A 16,492-nucleotide genomic window follows, 5' to 3' on the forward strand; every position below is an offset into this window, starting at 1 on the left:
TCATTAAGATTTTTAATAATTATTTTATTTCCCCTGAATAAATTCACCTGTAGTTCTATTTAACCAAGAATACTCATAAGGGTCAAAATAATATTTTTCTTTCCCAGCTACCGGGTCTGCAAAAGATTTAGGAACCCACTTACGATGTTTTGATATGACCGCCATATATTTTACATTACTAGCTAAGTTGGTCCATTCATTAGGATCTGATTGGCTATTGTATAATTCTTCCGTGCCATCGTTATAGAGAATATATCTCCATTTGTCAGATCGAACTGAAACATTGCCTATTCCAATTTCAGTAATTGCTGGATAACCCCAACTTGATTTCGGGTCTTCTAATAGAGAAGTCATATCGTAACCATCTATATCCTTTTTTGCGGGCAAATTGGCAAGTGCGGCTAAGGTTGGAAAAACATTGACCATATCAACTGGTTTATCACATAATTGACCATTTCCACTTGCGTTAGGAGCCCTAATAATAAAAGGGATTTTCGTACATTCTTCCCATAGGGTTTGTTTATGCCAGTGATTTTTGGTGCCTAAATGCCAACCGTGATCTGACCATAATACAACCACTGTATTTTTATTGTAAATACTTTGTTTTAATTCATTTATAATCTCACCGACCAAATAATCAGCATAAGATATGCTAGCTAAATATGCTTGGATTGCCTTTTTCCATAACTTTTCTTCCTTAATTTGGATAAAATCTATCTCTCGCTTTAAAGCTAATTCTACTCCAATTTTAGGGACATCTGATAAATCATTTTCTTTTATTTCCGGCATTATAATATCCTCTAAAGGATATAGATCATAATATTTTTGTGGAACATGCCAAGGAAGGTGGGGGCGATAAATGCCTAGCGCTAAAAAGAAGGGTTTTGCATACATATTAGCTAAAAAACCCTGTGCATAATCCACTACTTTCTGGTCTCCATAGTCTTTTTCTTCCTTGTTTGGAATAGGTCCCCAATCCAATTCCGATCGAATGGGATATATTCCATTTAAAGGTTTCCATGGTGGAAATTTTTCAATTTCTCCTCTATATCCATAGGTTAAAAAATATTTTTGAGGGTTCCATTCTGCAAAATTCCAAGTATCATCAAATACTTGATCTTGAAAATCATCCCAATTACACGGTGGATTATTCCCAGGGGTGTGATGAAATACTTTTCCAGCGCCAGCTGCGTAATATCCATTTTGTTTAAAATACTGTGACATTGGAATTTCATTGGGTAATTCAGGTTTATACCATTGTCCATTATTGTAAAGTCCCGTTGTACTCGGGCGCTTTCCCAACATCATTGCATACCGAGAAGGGCAACAAACTGACGCCGCTGTATGTGCATTTGTAAATCCTACTCCTTCTTTTGCAAGTTTATCAATGTTTGGTGTAAAAACTTTCCCTTCATATCCTCCTAAATAGCCAACCCAATCCTTCATGTCATCCACAGATATTATAAGAATATTGGGTTGATCCTTAACTGATGGGATTTGGGCGAATATGACTACTATATCAAGCAATAAAAACAATAATGAAAATAGAAAACGCATATTTTAGATTATTCATTTAATAAATGCAATAATATTATGATTCCACTAATATCCTGGTGTTTGGGTAATGTTTGGATTTCTAGTAATGGTTTCTGGTGAAATAGGGAACAATAAAATATTCCCATTTTTTTCATTTTCTCTACCTATTAAAGAAGGTATTCTCGTAAACGCTTTCCCAAACCTTAAAATATCAAACCAAGACTTTCCTTCAGCTCCAAATTCAATTAATCGTTCATCCAAAATTGCATCGTCTATTTCAGCTTGTGTCAAAGTAGAAGGATAATAATTTTCAAGTCCATAAGCTCTTTTTGAGATTTCATTTAAACAGGCTATTGCTTCATTTGACGCTCCTAAAGCATTTAATATTTCAGCCTTAAACAGTAATGTTTCAGCAAATCGATATAAAACAATATCTGAAGTGAAATAACGGCGTCCATCTCTCCACTCACCTATAAACTTATTGATCCACTTATAAGTTTGATCAGGAGTTTCAAATTCTTGATAAATAACAGGAATTCGAGTATCCTCTTCATTTTTATTTAAATAATTATCTATATACTCCTGACTAAAAGTTAAACGGTTTGGACTATTTCCAACTACAATAGGATTGTTTTGATATTCTGCTGGCACATCGTTTATATTTTGAGTACCTAAATCCAAATAATGATTTTCAGCTTCATTGACAGCAAAGTAAAGTGAAAAAATGATTTCATCATTTGCCTCATTTCGAAATATGTTTTCATAGTCGTCTAATAAACTATAATTAGATTGATTAATTATAGTATTTACAGCCTCTTTTGCTTGTTCTAAATCAGCATTACCTTTATTTAACCTTTTGGCTGACCATAAGTAGACATCCGCTTTTAGCATATTAATTGCAGCATTTGTCGGTCTATATTTTGATATTTCTTCATTGGATGGATATAAATCTAAGGCTTGGGATATGTCACTTTTTATTTGGTCAAAAACTTCTTCGACTGGTTTTCTATGTGGGTATAAATCTTCTGTATCCACTGATTCAAAACCACTAAGCAAAACTGGAACTTCTCCATAAATTCTAACTAGAGTATAATAACAATATGCCCTTATAAAATAGGATTGAGCCAACAGTTCATTCTTAGTATTTTGGTTTTTAAAATCGATTTCCGGGATGTATTTTATAGCCAAATTAGCCGCATTTATTGTTGTATAAAATTTACTCCAATCAGTTCCTGGAGACGCACTCGGGTTTAATGAGTTAACAAATAAATGATCCCAGCCAAGTGTTCCTGCACCACCTGCAGTTCGACCATATTGCCAGTTTCCAGATCTCAATTCAAACCAAAATAAAAAACTATCCCCATTTATGGTATTTCTAAAATTAGATAATAGTCCATTTACTCCAGCAATAGCATCTCCTTCTTCTTTCCATACAACCTGAGAAGTAAGTACACTTTGCGGTTCAATATCAACTATTTCACTACAGCTATTCAATGTAAAGATAGCCAATACAAACATCAAAAATCTATATATGTTATTCATTTACTTAATTTTTAATTGCTTAATATTAAAGAGTTATTTTCAAGCCTAATATTATTTTTCTGGCAATTGGATAATTACCATCTCGATGATTATCTTGTCCTTGAAATTCAGGAACAAATCCAGGATACTTGGTAAAATAATGTAGGTTTTGTCCTGACAAATAGAAATTGGCATTTTTCAAACCCATTTTATCGCCAATTTTTTTCGGAATAGTATATCCCAAAGTAACCTCCCTAATATTAATGAAATTGCCTTTATACATTGTAGTGCTTGTATTGTAGTTTCCTCTGTGAATGTTTCTTTGCTGGCTTGCATCATGGTAGTCATATCTAGGCATTGTTGCCTTGCCTGATTCGACATCTCCTATTTCCTTCCATGCACCAAAAATATTGGGTGTTGGTCTCATTATACCATCCAATGCATTAGCGTCTGCTCTCCTAATTACTTTGTCAGAAATAGAATGACCTAGGGCATAATCCGTAAATATTTTTAATTCAAAGTTTTTGTATGAAAAAACATTTGATATTCCCCCGACTACTATTGGAATTTGATTACCTAATACAAATTGATCATAGTCATCAATAATATTATTTCCGTCTTTATCAACCCATTCCATGTCCCCGGGGAACTTTCGACCTGGAGTAAAAGAACCATCTTCTGGATCATATCCTTTAGCTTGTGTATCAAAATGTGCGTCATTTGCTTGCTCCCAATTGTCAATGATAAAATCTGCTCTATGGCCGATTAATTGACCTAAGGGTTCTCCTTCAGCAATTCCACCTACTCCATCATTTGTTTCAGGATTGTAAACTCCACTTATTCGATTATTTGGTATCCCATTTTCTGGTAGACTTAATACTTTATTTTTATTTATAGAAATATTAACACCCGTATTCCAATTAAAATCTCTATCTCTAAATACATCAAAATTTAATTCCAAATCCCAACCATAATATTGCACACTTCCTATATTTCTAAGTATACTATTATACCCTGAAGTATTGGGCAATGGCGTATTAAAAATTAAATCATTCGTCGTTTTATCGTAATAATCCAATATAAAATTCAGTCTGTAATCAAACATTGCCAAATCAAAACCTACATCCATTTGAGTAGTAGATTCCCAACCTAACGAATAATTAGGCATAACCGATGGTAAAATACCTGCGCTAAATTCATAATTTGCACCTACTGTATACAATCCCCAAGCATCGTATCTACCAACGTTGTTGTTTCCAGTCTTTCCCCAACTTGTTCTCAATTTTAAATTATCGACCAAAGAAATATTAAAAAATTGTTCCTCTGAAAGGATCCAACCTAAAGAAAGTCCCGGAAAATACCCTACCCTATTGTCTGAAGCAAACCTTGAACTAACATCTCTTCGAATCGAAACACCCACTAAATATTTCTGTTTATAATCATAGGTCAGACGAGAAAATAAACCTGCTAATATTTCATTCTCGGCAAATGTATATGCATCTGATTTTTCTGGACCTGCATTTAAAGTAGGAATTTTATCCGTACTGGCTCCAAATGCTACCGCCCTCGCATCTAGATCGTCAAAAGCAAGATATGATGCTCCCGCCATTAAGTTAAAATTATGATTTACAGCAAAAGATTTATTATATGTGGCAATAACTTCTAATTGCTTTCTATTGTTTTTATTATAATTGAAGCTGGCAGTCCTTGCTGCAGAATATACATTGGCCTTCTCAAATCTCTGAACATCCGAAGACCTACTATAATAATCTGCATTGGTTCGAATTTGAAGTCCCTCAAATACATTCCAAATTAAACTAGCTCCAAACTGAGTACGGTTCGTTCGATCATCAATATCATGAACATCATTGTACCATAATGGATTCGTAAAAGTTGCATTTAATCCCGGTGCAAAAGAACCATCTTCCATATATATCCTTGCAGTAGGAGTCATAAATAAAGTTCTATTAAACATCGAGTGTTGTGACGGCCAAGTATTAGTTGTACTAGAAGTATGATCAAAATTTGTTAGTAGTTTAAGTTTACTATTAATCTTAAAATCAACATTTACCCTTGCACTTAACCTATCCCAGTTAGTTCCAACAGAAATACCTTCTAAATTTGTATACCCTAAACCTGCTGAATAAAGAATCTTCTCACTACCTCCATTAGCTGATATATAATAATTTTGCTCCATTCCATTTTGAAGGGTAAGTTTTTGATAATCATTATCTTGAAAAATTATCGTTTTCGTTGGATCCACAGGATCAATAATTGAAGAATAACCCTCAGGAATATTTTCATTATCTTCCAAATATCTAGTACTCCAAGGAGAATTTTCATCATTGCCTATTCCTAATCCTCGACCACGCTGCCATAAATTGGCACTACTTGGAGATCTTGACAAAGCTTCTCTAGATAATGTTAAATAATCAGATCCATTTAATAGATCCATATACTTCCATGGACTCGCAATTCCTGTTGTAGCTTCAAATGATATATTAGTCATACCTTCTCTACCGCGCATAGTTGTAACCAATACAACTCCATTGGAAGCTCTTGCCCCATATATTGCTGTAGAAGAAGCATCTTTTAGGATATCAATTGACTTAATATCCCCTGGATTGATGTCAGACAAAGGTCTTTGCATTCCATCTATTAACACTAGTGGTGCATTACTCCTATTTATTGAAGATCCTCCTCGAATTGAAATTGTCGCATCAGCTCCTGGCATACCTCCTTCACTATGATACACTCGAACCCCTGACATCTTTCCTTGCATTGAAGAGGACAACATTGACACTCCACCTGTTGCCAAATCATCACCGCCAATTCGTGAAATAGCTGTTGTCAAAGTCCTTCTCGACTGCTCACCATACCCCACGACGACTACCTCATCCAACATCTCAGAGGACTGGTCCAGCATGATCGTACCGTTTTCAATATCACTAAGGGACAACTCTTTCGTTGTGTATCCAATATAGGACACAATCAAAACAGCATTTTCCGAGGCAACTGAAAGAGAAAATTGACCATCAAAATCAGTGGTAGTGCCATTTTCAGTTCCTTTCTCCAGAACCGTGGCTCCGATCAGGGGGGAAGACTCAGCATCCAAAACCTTTCCCTCGATAGATATTGTCGACTGAGAAAAAGACCATATAGCATTTGAAGAAACAAGAATTAAAATCATGAATAGACGACAATGGCGGAAACTACACTGCCATTTAGACCTATTCCAACTTGGAAAGAGTAGATTTGTTTTCATAATTACCTATCCTATTTGTATGTTTTAAACTAATTGTAGGACAAATATAGAACAAGTTGTCAATTCCACAAATATTTTATAAAAATTTTCTTTCCAAAACTTTATTGCGACACCTACACAAAGACCACATATTTCTTTTCGCCCAGTAATAAAATATCGATAAACAGTACTTTACTAAAGGAAGTTATTTCCTTTCTAATTTATCTTCCCCTTCTTATTCATCAGGTTTAACTCACCCATTGACAGAAAACTATATTAGTAATGCACTTCTTATTCAGTATTATATGGAACCAGTCTAAACAATTTTTTTAATATCTTCATGTTCCTCCAAAGAACCTTTTGGATGGCCGCAGGAATGTGAATTACTTAATTAGACCTACTAGCTAAAGAAAAAATTATATGAATCGCGCAATCATCATTTTATCACTTTTATCATTTGTTTTCATTTATCAAAGTTGTCAAAACCAGGAACAACCCGATTCGGATAAAACAGCTGAAGCCCATGTTTTTGCAGAGGCGGAAAAAATATATGAATCCGTATGCGCCGGATGTCACGGCCTGGAAGTTGCAGCTTTTGCAGATCGAAAAGAATGGAAATTCGGAGACTCCAAAGACTCTATCATATATGTCATCTCCAACGGACTGGCTGAAGAAGGGATGCCTGCTTTTGATTCTACATATTCTGCAGATCAAATCAATCAATTAGCGGACTATATTATTGATGCCAAAGAGAATGTAGAAAAATATCGAAATGCCGATCCTATCGAATCCGATACTTTCCAAAGTGAACTGTTAACCTATCGCATTGACACTGTAATCTCCGGACTCAACAGCCCCTGGGGAATGGATTTTTTACCCGGAGGGGAATTGTTGGTCACTGACAAATCCGGAGAATTGTATATGGTTGGTTCTGATGGTAATAAAACTGAAATTTCCGGTGTTCCTGATGTACTCTATGAAGGCCAGGGTGGATTAATGGATGTTGAACTCCATCCCAATTTTGAACAAAACAATTTCCTATACCTGTCCTACTCGATTTATAAAGAAGAAGATGGAGAAACATTGGGCTCTACTGCAGTTGCAAGAGGTGTTCTGGATGGAAATAAATTGAGCTCCGTCGAAGTTGTTTTTGAAGCCTTACCTTATTTTGCTACCAAACACCATTACGGTTCAAGATTGTCTTTCGGAACCGATGGTAAATTATTTATTACTGCCGGAGAACGCGGCAAAAGGGATGAAAACCCACAAAGCCTGGAAAGAGATGGGGGGAAAGTCCATCGTATTAACGATGATGGAACCATCCCTTCGGACAACCCTTTTGTCGAAAAGGAAGGAGCAAAGGCCTCTATATATTCCTACGGACATAGAAACCCACAAGGTTTGACCATTCACCCCGTAACCGGAGAAGTCTGGGAACACGAACACGGACCCCGTGGAGGAGATGAAATAAATATTATAGAAAAAGGAAATAATTACGGCTGGAGGACTATTTCTTATGGAATTAACTACGACGGATCCACGTTCACAGATAAAACCGAAATGGAAGGAATGACCCAACCCATCCACTATTGGGTTCCATCCATTGCCCCTTCCGGAATGGATTTTGTGACAGGAGACAAATACCCGGAATGGAAAGGGAATCTCCTGGTGGGAAGTCTCAAATACAAATATCTTGACCGTGTAGAAATAGACGGACATACCATCGTACATGAGGAACCACTTATCAAAGGACTCGGAAGAGTCCGAAGCGTACGTATGGGACCCGATGGTTATATTTATGTAGGACTGGAGAGACCGGGATTTGTGGTGAAGTTGGTGCCAGTGGAAGAGTAAGGATACAATTATTCAGATTTTTATTTTACATCCTTTACTTCGGCAATTGATGCAAGATTAAGTTCATCTCTTCATCTGTAATTGTAGCCTTTTCGGATTTATCATAGATAAAAGTCAAGAACACAGAAGTAGTTGTAATCTTCACGTAGGTAATAATCCTCGCACCGCCTGACTTTCCTTTTCCTTTTGAAGAAATTGCCAACCGGACTTTATAAAATTTCTTGCCAAGTGGTTTACCAGACTGGGGGTTACTCCGTAGTTTTTCAGTGAATTCAAATAAATCTTTCTAAAGGGATGGATATTTCCTGGAGAGGCGCTTTAATTGTTTATCGAAAAGAGGGATAGAATATACTTCATATTTCATCTAACAATTCTTTGACCGGACGTGCCTCCAAAGACCCTTTTTCAATTTGTTCAATTTCACCAACGGCTTGTCTCAATTCCCCCAACAATTGTTCCTTTGATACTTCTTCATATTCAAGATCCTCCAAATTTTTATACTCTTTTTTAAGAATTTCCCATTCGTCTATAGGGATGTAAACTCCGGCTTTTTTGCCTTCGTTGTTAAATATAACCTGCACTTTCATAAAATAACATACTTTATTAGGTTAATCTATTTTTTCACTTGAAATTAAAAAACCCTCAATCAACAATTAGAATCACAATCCATTCGATTAAAGGTTCCATTCTGCTACTCTTCCCAAAAATCTTCCGTATTTCCTTCCCATTCTTTCCAACTTAACCCGTTTGGTGGTACTAAGTTCTTCGAAAAACTCAAACTCCATCTCCACTTTATCTTTTTTCAACTTCCGTTTCCAACTGCCCACTACGGCCTCGCGATCCACGATAATCGATTTGATGATACCGTTTCTGAGAATAATGGACTGCGTACTTTGCGATTTAAGAACAGCCGACCGATCTTTATACCCGGTAAGTATTTCATCAAACGGAGGTAGCAGATGAACCGTACCTTTTACTTTCTTGTAGTCAAAATCACCCGTGAAAAAATAGTTCTGCCCGTCGATTTCCACCTTTTCCACTTCCTTGCCCAATATTTCCAGCCCTTTACGGGCATCGGTCAAGGTCGTCCCGGCCCAATAGGCAAAATCTCTTTCGGTAATAGGCCCGTGACTCCGGACATATCTCCGTGTCAATTCATCCAACGCCTCATCTCCTGTAAGATCTTTGCCACCACTCACCCACTCGTCCAATAATACGAATGTATGTTGTTTCCCTTGTCTCGGCCCCCAGCATATCAATCCATTTTGTCCCCAATACCATAAAATATGATACCCTCGCTGACCTTCTGTAGATATTCCGGATCTTTCCAGTGCAGTGTACATCTCATCACGTGTAAGGTGCTTTTCACCCGACAGAGCCTTTTCAAAGACATTACCGCTTTTCATGAATATTTCTTTATCCAGTTCCAGGTCCCGGTGTCTCCCGGCCGCACTTTTCAGGATCCTCGGGGTCAACAATTCCAACATCCATTTCACATCCTCCGGTGCCAGTAAATGCAAAGTCCCTCTCATTGGCCAGGTTCGCACAATCTTACCTTCCCCGATGGCTTTTTCTACATCCGCTTCCGTTATTTCCTTACCTGTACGAAGTGCCACAGCCCACAAAACCCCTAAATAATCCTGGGCCTGCATGGCTCCCATCCACCGTACAACTTCTTCGGGCAGGGTAAAAGGTTGCCGGCCGAGACATTGATTATGTAATCTTAATAAAGAAAGTTCTTTGTGTTTCATGAAAGAAGGGGTTGGTAAGCTCAGAGAGATTGTCCCCAAGGGATCACTATGTGGCTAAGTCCTGGTTTCAACCATAAATGAAATCCGAATCCTCGATCAGAACAATTACACTTACATCGTTATCTGAATTGGTATTTATTTGAGACAAGAATTTTGCCGGTATTGATATCCGATTGTCTTTAATTTTTGACTTGAATTCTACAACTTTCACAACCAATTACTTTTAGTTTAAAAATAGTGATTTTATTTAACCAAACAAAGCTAAGGTATTTTACAGGCCACGAAGGGGTATTAAGGTCTACTCAAATGAAATTTCGCCTCCTTTGATCCTTTCTTGATCCTGTCACTTTCAGATTTGTACGATGGTACAAGGTAAAAGCAATTTTTATTTTGTAACGTTTTTTCTGTCCCTTTGTCTTGAAACAAAGGAACCAAAATTCAAGACAAAATAATCGCTTCCGCACATAGCTGGCGCCCGCACCCACATATTTTGTCACTTGCATTCGCTTCGATCGAGTTTTGGATACGAGTAATGTTAATCTAAAAGTCCAGCTCGGAGATCTGTATACGGAACAAGCTTTTCATTTCGAGCGCTTTGGGGTGTTGACTTATACAACTATTTTCTTTACTTAAGACCATTGTTCGTTCTTCATCTTTACACTAAAAAAGTTAAATATTTCTCCCCGCTCTCATAAAAACCGGAAAATCTACTTTTCGTTCCTTATTTCCCCAGCAATCCTTAAGTTCTTCTTCGATAAGAGAAAGCGGATCATACCCCTTGTCTTCTTTAAAATGAACTACTGCAGACCAGGTACCCAAATAACCGAGCAAGTGGTTAACTGTCCAATTGTACGAACTAACAAAATCGGGGCATTTTATTTCAGCGAAAGGAAATGGGATGGTCCGGTATTTCTGCTCAACAATATTTCTTTCCGGATCCCAGTAAGGGCCCGTAATGTCCTTATAAAAACGATCAATGACCTCTTGAGCTTCAGGGAAAGTCCGAATCAAGCCATATCCCATCACTACAAGCAAGCCACCGGGCACCAATGTTCGCTTAGCCTCACCGTAAAATTGATCGAGATCAAACCAATGCAAAGCCTGTGCTACAACAATTAAGTCAAAATATTGCGCCGGGAAATCAGTACTCTCAGCAGGTTGTACCGTATATTCCACCTGCGAATTGGGAACGGCCTGACTCAATTGATTGGCACTGATATCCGTACCTTTTACCCGATCAAAATACCTGGCCAGCTCAATAGCCACCTGCCCGTTGCCTGTTCCACAGTCCCACGCCACGTTCCTTTGGTCAACTATCGAAAGTAAAAACCGAAATAATTCCGGCGGATATTCCGGCCTGTATCGGGCGTATTCACTTGATTGGGTAGAAAAATTATCTTTCATAAAGAATAAATTTAGAAAAATCAGTCCTCTTTTAAACCAAATCTATACAGATTGAGTTTTGTACATTCTAAAACTTAATCCGACATGAAGCTAAAAATCTTTCAAATTGATGCCTTTACAACGACTGTTTTCAAAGGAAATCCTGCTGCTGTAGTACCTTTGTCCTCTTGGATCGATGATGGTCTGATGCAGAAAATAGCTGCTGAAAACAACCTCGCTGAAACGGCATTTTATGTTCCTTTCGGTGAGAGATTTGAAATCCGGTGGTTTACTCCTACCATAGAGGTGGATCTTTGTGGTCATGCCACCCTGGCAGCAGCATCAGTATTATTCGATCACGAAGGGTATGAATCGGACAAGGTGATCTTCAATTCAAGAAGTGGTGAATTATCAGTCACTAACAGTAATAAACTACTTACCCTGGATTTCCCGGCAGACCCTGTCACCAAAACAGATTTGACAGAAGAAATATATAAATGTTTTTCACGCAAACCACTAGTTGCATATAAGGGGAAAAGCGATTTAATGTTGGTATTTGAATCGGAATCTGATATCGTCGATTTGAATCCCGATTTCAGGAAGCTAGCACAATTACCGTACAGAGGAGTTTGTGCTACAGCCAGGGGGGACGAAGTAGATTTTGTCTCCCGTTTCTTCGCACCCCAATCCGGTATTGACGAAGACCCTGTTACGGGGTCTGCCCATACGACATTAGTTCCGTATTGGTCCGGAGTGTTGAAAAAACAAGAACTCACGGCACATCAGGTATCTCCGCGATCCGGTATCCTATATTGTAAAAATTCCGGCGATCGTGTCAATATTAGCGGACATGCAACTACTTATTTGGTAGGTGAAATACAGGTATGAACCCTTTACCCATGAATATACAAGAATCATATAATCTCTGGTCCGAACAATACGATACCGATGAAAACAAAACCCGGGACCTTGAAGGAGAAGTTCTCAGGAAGGTACTCGTTCCCTACACCTTCAAAAATGTCCTGGAAATTGGTTGCGGAACCGGTAAGAATACAGAATGGCTGGTTCCACGGACAGACCATATTACAGCCGTTGACTTGTCGGATAGGATGCTGGCTAAGGCCAGAAAAAAAGTACGTTCAAATGCAGCAATTTTCAAACAAGCAGATATAATGGAAGACTGGGCATTCACAGATAGGAAATACGACCTCATTTCATTTAGCCTGGTGCTTGAACACATCGAAAACCTTGATCCTATTTTTCAAAAAGTTGCGGATTCAATTGTAGGTGGAGGATATGTTTTCATTGGTGAATTACACCCATTCCGTCAATATAAGGGTTCCAAAGCGCAATTTGAAACGGAAAAAGGAATACATACTGTTTCCTGTTATACTCATCATATTTCCGATTTTGTACAGACTGCACTGAAGTACCATTTCCGAATAGTAGATATCAATGAGCATTTTGATAAAGGAGACCGTAATAGGTTACCAAGAATTCTTTCCTTGTGGCTGAAAAAGGCATAATGGAAAAATCAGGAATCATATTCCCGGTTTTTCCATATTATTTGTGTCTTTAGATTATGATAAAAAAAGAAGCGACTGCTAAAATCACACAATTGGCCGGAAGCTTTAAATAGCGATCGCTATAATACATCCTCGCCAATCCGATAAAACTACTCTGGTAAAAGCTCTTTTTCCCGGCACCCCTTATATCACTTGAAAATCCCGGGACACGAAGATATGCAACCAAAGATCCCAGGGTCTTTTTGGACGAATATCAGCACGAAGCTATTCCGGATGAAGTTCACCGCATTCCGAACCCATTCTCCTATCTACAGGAAACTTTGGATCAATCCTCAGAGAAAAGGCTGTTTATACCCACTGGCTCAAACAATTTTCTCCTCCAACAAAGCCTATCGAAAAGAATTGCCGAAAGAGTGGCGTTTGTCAATTTATTACTTTTCAGTGTGAGGGACCTATTTCAAAAAAATAATTTACCGGATATATTCTTTCCAAAGGTCTTTACCCATCGGTTTACAACCAAAAAATTCCACAGCAGGATTGGATTCCTGTATATACACATACCTATATAGAACGAGATGTTCGTCAAATTTAAAAAATAACAGACCTCATCGTTTTTGAGCGATTCATGTGACTTCTTGCCGGAAGGAATGGTCAAGGTCTCATCCTTACCAGTCTCGGGACCGAAGCATGGGTAGATTCCAAAACAGCCAGGTCATGGATTGGGACTCTTGAAAATAGCTTTATTATATATCTGTTACGTCCACATTTTAATAAAAAAAATAGAATAATAATCAAAAGGCCTAAGCTATATTTCTACGATACAGGGATCATGTACTCACTAAAAGGAATTACAGAATCGGACCAACTCCGGTATCATCTTTTGCGCGGAAGATTGTACGAAAGCTCCATAGCCCCCATCTACTCAAAAAAAAGACAAATTAAGGTAGTCCCAACAGCCTTTATTATTGGAGAAATAAACCAGGGCAATAAGTTGATGTGATAATTGATGAAGAAACTTCAATGACTCCAATAGAAATACGTTCCGGGAAAACGATCAACACAAACTACTTTAATAATCTTCTTTATTGGCTCAGATTAAGGAAAGAATCCAAAAGTTTTGTTCTCTACCCTGGTGAGCGAGAAGAAAAAAGAAGTAGTGGGATTAATGTCAAAAACTGGCTCGATGCGTAAAAAAGTAATGAGTTATGATAATTAAATTATTTCCGTCGACCTAATTATTATTATATATCTAAGGCTATTTTAATATTTCCTCGTAATTTTGCGGGCTGAATCAGAGTATTTTAGAACATGGCGAGTCCACGAACCGTAGCATTTCATACCCTGGGTTGTAAACTCAATTTCTCAGAGACCTCCTCTCTTCGACGTATGTTCGAAGATAAGGGATATGCCGCAGTGGACTTTAAGGACTCAGCAGATATTTATGTACTCAATACTTGCTCAGTTACTGATTTTGCCGATCGAAAGTGCCGTAAAATAGTTCGAAGAGTCCTTCGTAAAAACCCGTATGGAAAAGTTGTGGTGACCGGTTGTTATGCCCAGCTCAAACCGAAAGAAATAGCAGAGATAGAAGGTGTGGACCTGGTTCTCGGAGCTGGTGAAAAATTTAGAATGCTAGACTACATTGACCAGCTTGATGGAGCCAAAAGTAAAGGAATGGTGCATACCACGGAGATCAGTGAAATCAATACCTTCAACAATGCCTTCTCTTTTGGTGACCGGACGAGATCTTTTCTCAAAATACAGGACGGATGTGATTACAGTTGTTCTTTCTGTACCATTCCTCAAGCTCGCGGACGGAGTCGAAGTGACACGGTAGAACAGGTATTAGAAAATGCCCATCAAATAGGTGCTGCCGGAATGAAAGAAATAGTACTCACAGGAGTAAATATAGGTGATTTTGGCAATGGCACAGAGGTGATCGAGGGAATCCGCCCTAAAAAAGAGGCTTTGTTTATAGATCTTATTCGCGAACTTGACAATGTCAATACCATTGATCGCTTTCGAATTTCTTCAATAGAGCCCAATTTATGCACTGAAGAAATTATTGAATTTGTCGCAGGTTCTCAGCGATTTATGCCTCATTTTCATATGCCTTTACAATCGGGAAATAACAAGCAATTGGGACAAATGCGAAGACGATACAAACGCGAATTGTATCAAGACCGTGTCCAGCGAATCAAATCCGCAATGCCCCATGCCTGCATTGGGGTAGATGTGATCGTAGGTTTCCCGGGAGAGACTGACGAAGACTTTCTCGAGACGTATCGCTTTATAGAATCTCTTGATGTCAGTTACTTGCACGTATTTACCTATTCCGAGCGCCCAAACACCCCGGCAGACACCATGCCCGACCCGGTTGATATGAATAAACGCCGAAAGCGCAATGAAATGCTCCGAGAACTGAGCGAAGAAAAGAAAAAAGCGTTCTACAAAAGGCATGTGGGCAAACAGCGCAAAGTTTTAATTGAATCCGATCGAAAATCAGAAATAGTCTCAGCTTGGACAGATAATTATATCAGACTGAACCTTCCCGAGGATCAATTTGAAGAAAATACAATCCGGGAAATAATCCTTGAAGAAGGAATGCTGAATTACAACTAAACACCAAATTGTGTCAAGTGATGGTTGAGGTGCTTGTAAAACATATTATTCCATTCTTCAGCACTTAAACTTCCAAATGAAATATACTCTTTCCCATCAAAATGTTCCCTACCCAATTTTTGTGTTTTCTGAAGAAAAGTAATTAATCTTGATTTTTCTAATTCAAAATCTTTCTCCGATTTTATCACAAACTCAGATGCTGTAGGACTATTTTTTTTGTAAGGTTTTTCGCTAACTACTATTGGTTTTACAAAAAATTTTAACAGAAATCTTTTAAGAATTCCTGGCTTTGATTGATTCCCTTCAAAGGCTTTCTCATACATAACATTGCAGTGAGCTAACATTTGCGCCACTTCCATTTTTCCCCAGCGTCCCTGAGTATCCGGATTTAATTGATGAATCCGTTGTATAAGCTCTTCTGTAACTTCTTCCTGGAAAATATTTTTCATTGAAAATTCATTTGATCAGTAAATTAAGGAAAAAACTCCTTTCCAATATCTTTTAATTCAAAAAATGACAATCGGAAGTCCTTTGTGGAACAAAAGCACTGTTGCTATTCAATTACTAAATGCCGTTGCAGGAAGCTACAACTAGATATGTTGGTCAACGAGAATAGCATTACCGTCCGGGTCAATGACTACAAAACTGGCTGGACCAGAAGAACTTTCATCAGCTTCCGTTTCCAGATCAACCCCTTTTCCCTTTAAATCTTTTTGAATTTCCCGAACGTCATCAAAATTTTCAAGGGTATTTGCATTCTCATCCCAACCGGGATTGAAGGTGAGAATATTATTTTCAAACATTCCATGGAAAAGGCCAATGAGTGTATTTCCATTTTTCATAATGAGATAGTTCTTCTCCATATCTCCCCCAAATTCAGAAAACCCCAGTTTTTCGTAAAATGCTTTAGACGCTTGTAGATCTTTGACGCTTAGACTAATAGAAAAGGCACCCAATTTCATAGTTGTAGAATTTTGATGATTGTATTAAAGATAATAATTATCAAAGAATTTATTATCTTCCTTACCCAGGAATAGGATCAGTACTTCCTTTTA

At 37.9% G+C, this 16,492-nt stretch carries 15 protein-coding genes and 1 pseudogene; 7 read left to right on the forward strand and 9 right to left on the reverse strand.

Annotation, left to right across the window (positions count from 1 at the left end):
- Positions 1 to 24: 24 nt before the first annotated feature.
- The 3 genes from LVD47_RS01845 to LVD47_RS01855 are packed head-to-tail and all read right to left on the reverse strand — an operon-like array spanning position 25 to position 6,247.
- Positions 25 to 1,557: a sulfatase gene (locus LVD47_RS01845; RefSeq protein WP_236973815.1), complete on the reverse strand. Its 1,533-nt coding sequence runs from the start codon at positions 1,555 to 1,557 to the stop codon at positions 25 to 27.
- 45 nt (positions 1,558 to 1,602) lie between these two features.
- The gene (locus LVD47_RS01850; protein ID WP_236973816.1) at positions 1,603 to 3,078 is read right to left on the reverse strand and encodes a RagB/SusD family nutrient uptake outer membrane protein; all 1,476 of its coding nucleotides are present in this window, start codon (positions 3,076 to 3,078) and stop codon (positions 1,603 to 1,605) included.
- A 25-nt stretch (positions 3,079 to 3,103) separates the two neighbouring features.
- Positions 3,104 to 6,247, reverse strand: coding sequence for a SusC/RagA family TonB-linked outer membrane protein (locus LVD47_RS01855; protein WP_236973817.1), 3,144 nt, complete (start codon positions 6,245 to 6,247; stop codon positions 3,104 to 3,106).
- Positions 6,248 to 6,721: 474 nt separating this feature from the next.
- Here LVD47_RS01855 and LVD47_RS01860 point away from each other — a divergent pair, with 474 nt between their 5' ends.
- The gene (locus LVD47_RS01860; RefSeq protein WP_236973818.1) at positions 6,722 to 8,155 is read left to right on the forward strand and encodes a PQQ-dependent sugar dehydrogenase; all 1,434 of its coding nucleotides are present in this window, start codon (positions 6,722 to 6,724) and stop codon (positions 8,153 to 8,155) included.
- A gap of 34 nt (positions 8,156 to 8,189) precedes the next feature.
- Here the strand turns inward: LVD47_RS01860 and LVD47_RS23945 are convergent.
- The 4 genes and pseudogenes from LVD47_RS23945 to LVD47_RS01875 all read right to left on the reverse strand — a co-directional run.
- Positions 8,190 to 8,372 (reverse strand): annotated as a pseudogene (locus LVD47_RS23945) (type II toxin-antitoxin system RelE/ParE family toxin); the annotation flags it as partial.
- A 136-nt stretch (positions 8,373 to 8,508) separates the two neighbouring features.
- Positions 8,509 to 8,742: a hypothetical protein gene (locus tag LVD47_RS01865; protein WP_236973819.1), complete on the reverse strand. Its 234-nt coding sequence runs from the start codon at positions 8,740 to 8,742 to the stop codon at positions 8,509 to 8,511.
- 87 nt (positions 8,743 to 8,829) lie between these two features.
- The gene (locus LVD47_RS01870; protein WP_236973820.1) at positions 8,830 to 9,906 is read right to left on the reverse strand and encodes a winged helix DNA-binding domain-containing protein; all 1,077 of its coding nucleotides are present in this window, start codon (positions 9,904 to 9,906) and stop codon (positions 8,830 to 8,832) included.
- Positions 9,907 to 10,575: 669 nt separating this feature from the next.
- Positions 10,576 to 11,310, reverse strand: coding sequence for a class I SAM-dependent methyltransferase (locus LVD47_RS01875; RefSeq protein ID WP_236973821.1), 735 nt, complete (start codon positions 11,308 to 11,310; stop codon positions 10,576 to 10,578).
- 84 nt (positions 11,311 to 11,394) lie between these two features.
- On the opposite strand from LVD47_RS01875, the gene LVD47_RS01880 reads away from it, so the two are divergent.
- From LVD47_RS01880 to mtaB, 6 genes are all read left to right on the forward strand, one after another.
- Complete coding sequence (locus LVD47_RS01880) at positions 11,395 to 12,177, forward strand: PhzF family phenazine biosynthesis protein (protein WP_236973822.1); 783 nt, start codon at positions 11,395 to 11,397, stop codon at positions 12,175 to 12,177.
- A gap of 11 nt (positions 12,178 to 12,188) precedes the next feature.
- Positions 12,189 to 12,815, forward strand: coding sequence for a class I SAM-dependent DNA methyltransferase (locus tag LVD47_RS01885; RefSeq protein WP_236973823.1), 627 nt, complete (start codon positions 12,189 to 12,191; stop codon positions 12,813 to 12,815).
- Between the two features lie 242 nt (positions 12,816 to 13,057).
- Complete coding sequence (locus LVD47_RS23950; protein ID WP_369427723.1) at positions 13,058 to 13,384, forward strand: AAA family ATPase; 327 nt, start codon at positions 13,058 to 13,060, stop codon at positions 13,382 to 13,384.
- Between the two features lie 92 nt (positions 13,385 to 13,476).
- On the forward strand, positions 13,477 to 13,815 hold the full coding sequence (locus LVD47_RS23955) for a DUF4143 domain-containing protein (protein ID WP_439651980.1): 339 nt from the start codon (positions 13,477 to 13,479) through the stop codon (positions 13,813 to 13,815).
- 20 nt (positions 13,816 to 13,835) lie between these two features.
- On the forward strand, positions 13,836 to 14,006 hold the full coding sequence (locus tag LVD47_RS24380) for a hypothetical protein (RefSeq protein WP_500797284.1): 171 nt from the start codon (positions 13,836 to 13,838) through the stop codon (positions 14,004 to 14,006).
- A gap of 117 nt (positions 14,007 to 14,123) precedes the next feature.
- Entirely contained in the window at positions 14,124 to 15,437 is a 1,314-nt protein-coding gene (mtaB, locus tag LVD47_RS01890) for a tRNA (N(6)-L-threonylcarbamoyladenosine(37)-C(2))-methylthiotransferase MtaB (RefSeq protein ID WP_236973824.1), read from the forward strand.
- Here the strand turns inward: mtaB and LVD47_RS01895 are convergent.
- Together LVD47_RS01895 and LVD47_RS01900 are read right to left on the reverse strand one after the other, a co-directional pair.
- Positions 15,434 to 15,886: a DUF1569 domain-containing protein gene (locus LVD47_RS01895; RefSeq protein ID WP_236973825.1), complete on the reverse strand. Its 453-nt coding sequence runs from the start codon at positions 15,884 to 15,886 to the stop codon at positions 15,434 to 15,436. The genes mtaB and LVD47_RS01895 overlap by 4 nt on opposite strands.
- A 141-nt stretch (positions 15,887 to 16,027) precedes the next feature.
- Positions 16,028 to 16,399, reverse strand: a complete 372-nt coding sequence (locus LVD47_RS01900; protein WP_236973826.1) for a VOC family protein — start codon at positions 16,397 to 16,399, stop codon at positions 16,028 to 16,030.
- Between the last annotated feature and the right edge of the window lie 93 nt (positions 16,400 to 16,492).

This window comes from Membranihabitans maritimus, assembly GCF_021729145.1.
Lineage (GTDB): Bacteria > Bacteroidota > Bacteroidia > Chitinophagales > Saprospiraceae > Membranihabitans > Membranihabitans maritimus.

Coding starts and splice junctions, on each gene's coding strand:
- LVD47_RS01860 (WP_236973818.1), top strand. CDS start 6,722: ATGAATCGCGCAATCATCATTTTATCACTTTTATCATTTGTTTTCATT.
- LVD47_RS01870 (WP_236973820.1), bottom strand. CDS start 9,906: ATGAAACACAAAGAACTTTCTTTATTAAGATTACATAATCAATGTCTC.
- mtaB (WP_236973824.1), top strand. CDS start 14,124: ATGGCGAGTCCACGAACCGTAGCATTTCATACCCTGGGTTGTAAACTC.
- LVD47_RS01855 (WP_236973817.1), bottom strand. CDS start 6,247: ATGATTTTAATTCTTGTTTCTTCAAATGCTATATGGTCTTTTTCTCAG.
- LVD47_RS01880 (WP_236973822.1), top strand. CDS start 11,395: ATGAAGCTAAAAATCTTTCAAATTGATGCCTTTACAACGACTGTTTTC.
- LVD47_RS01850 (WP_236973816.1), bottom strand. CDS start 3,078: ATGAATAACATATATAGATTTTTGATGTTTGTATTGGCTATCTTTACA.
- LVD47_RS01885 (WP_236973823.1), top strand. CDS start 12,189: ATGAATATACAAGAATCATATAATCTCTGGTCCGAACAATACGATACC.
- LVD47_RS01875 (WP_236973821.1), bottom strand. CDS start 11,310: ATGAAAGATAATTTTTCTACCCAATCAAGTGAATACGCCCGATACAGG.
- LVD47_RS01900 (WP_236973826.1), bottom strand. CDS start 16,399: ATGAAATTGGGTGCCTTTTCTATTAGTCTAAGCGTCAAAGATCTACAA.
- LVD47_RS01845 (WP_236973815.1), bottom strand. CDS start 1,557: ATGCGTTTTCTATTTTCATTATTGTTTTTATTGCTTGATATAGTAGTC.
- LVD47_RS01895 (WP_236973825.1), bottom strand. CDS start 15,886: ATGAAAAATATTTTCCAGGAAGAAGTTACAGAAGAGCTTATACAACGG.
- LVD47_RS24380 (WP_500797284.1), top strand. CDS start 13,836: ATGACTCCAATAGAAATACGTTCCGGGAAAACGATCAACACAAACTAC.
- LVD47_RS01865 (WP_236973819.1), bottom strand. CDS start 8,742: ATGAAAGTGCAGGTTATATTTAACAACGAAGGCAAAAAAGCCGGAGTT.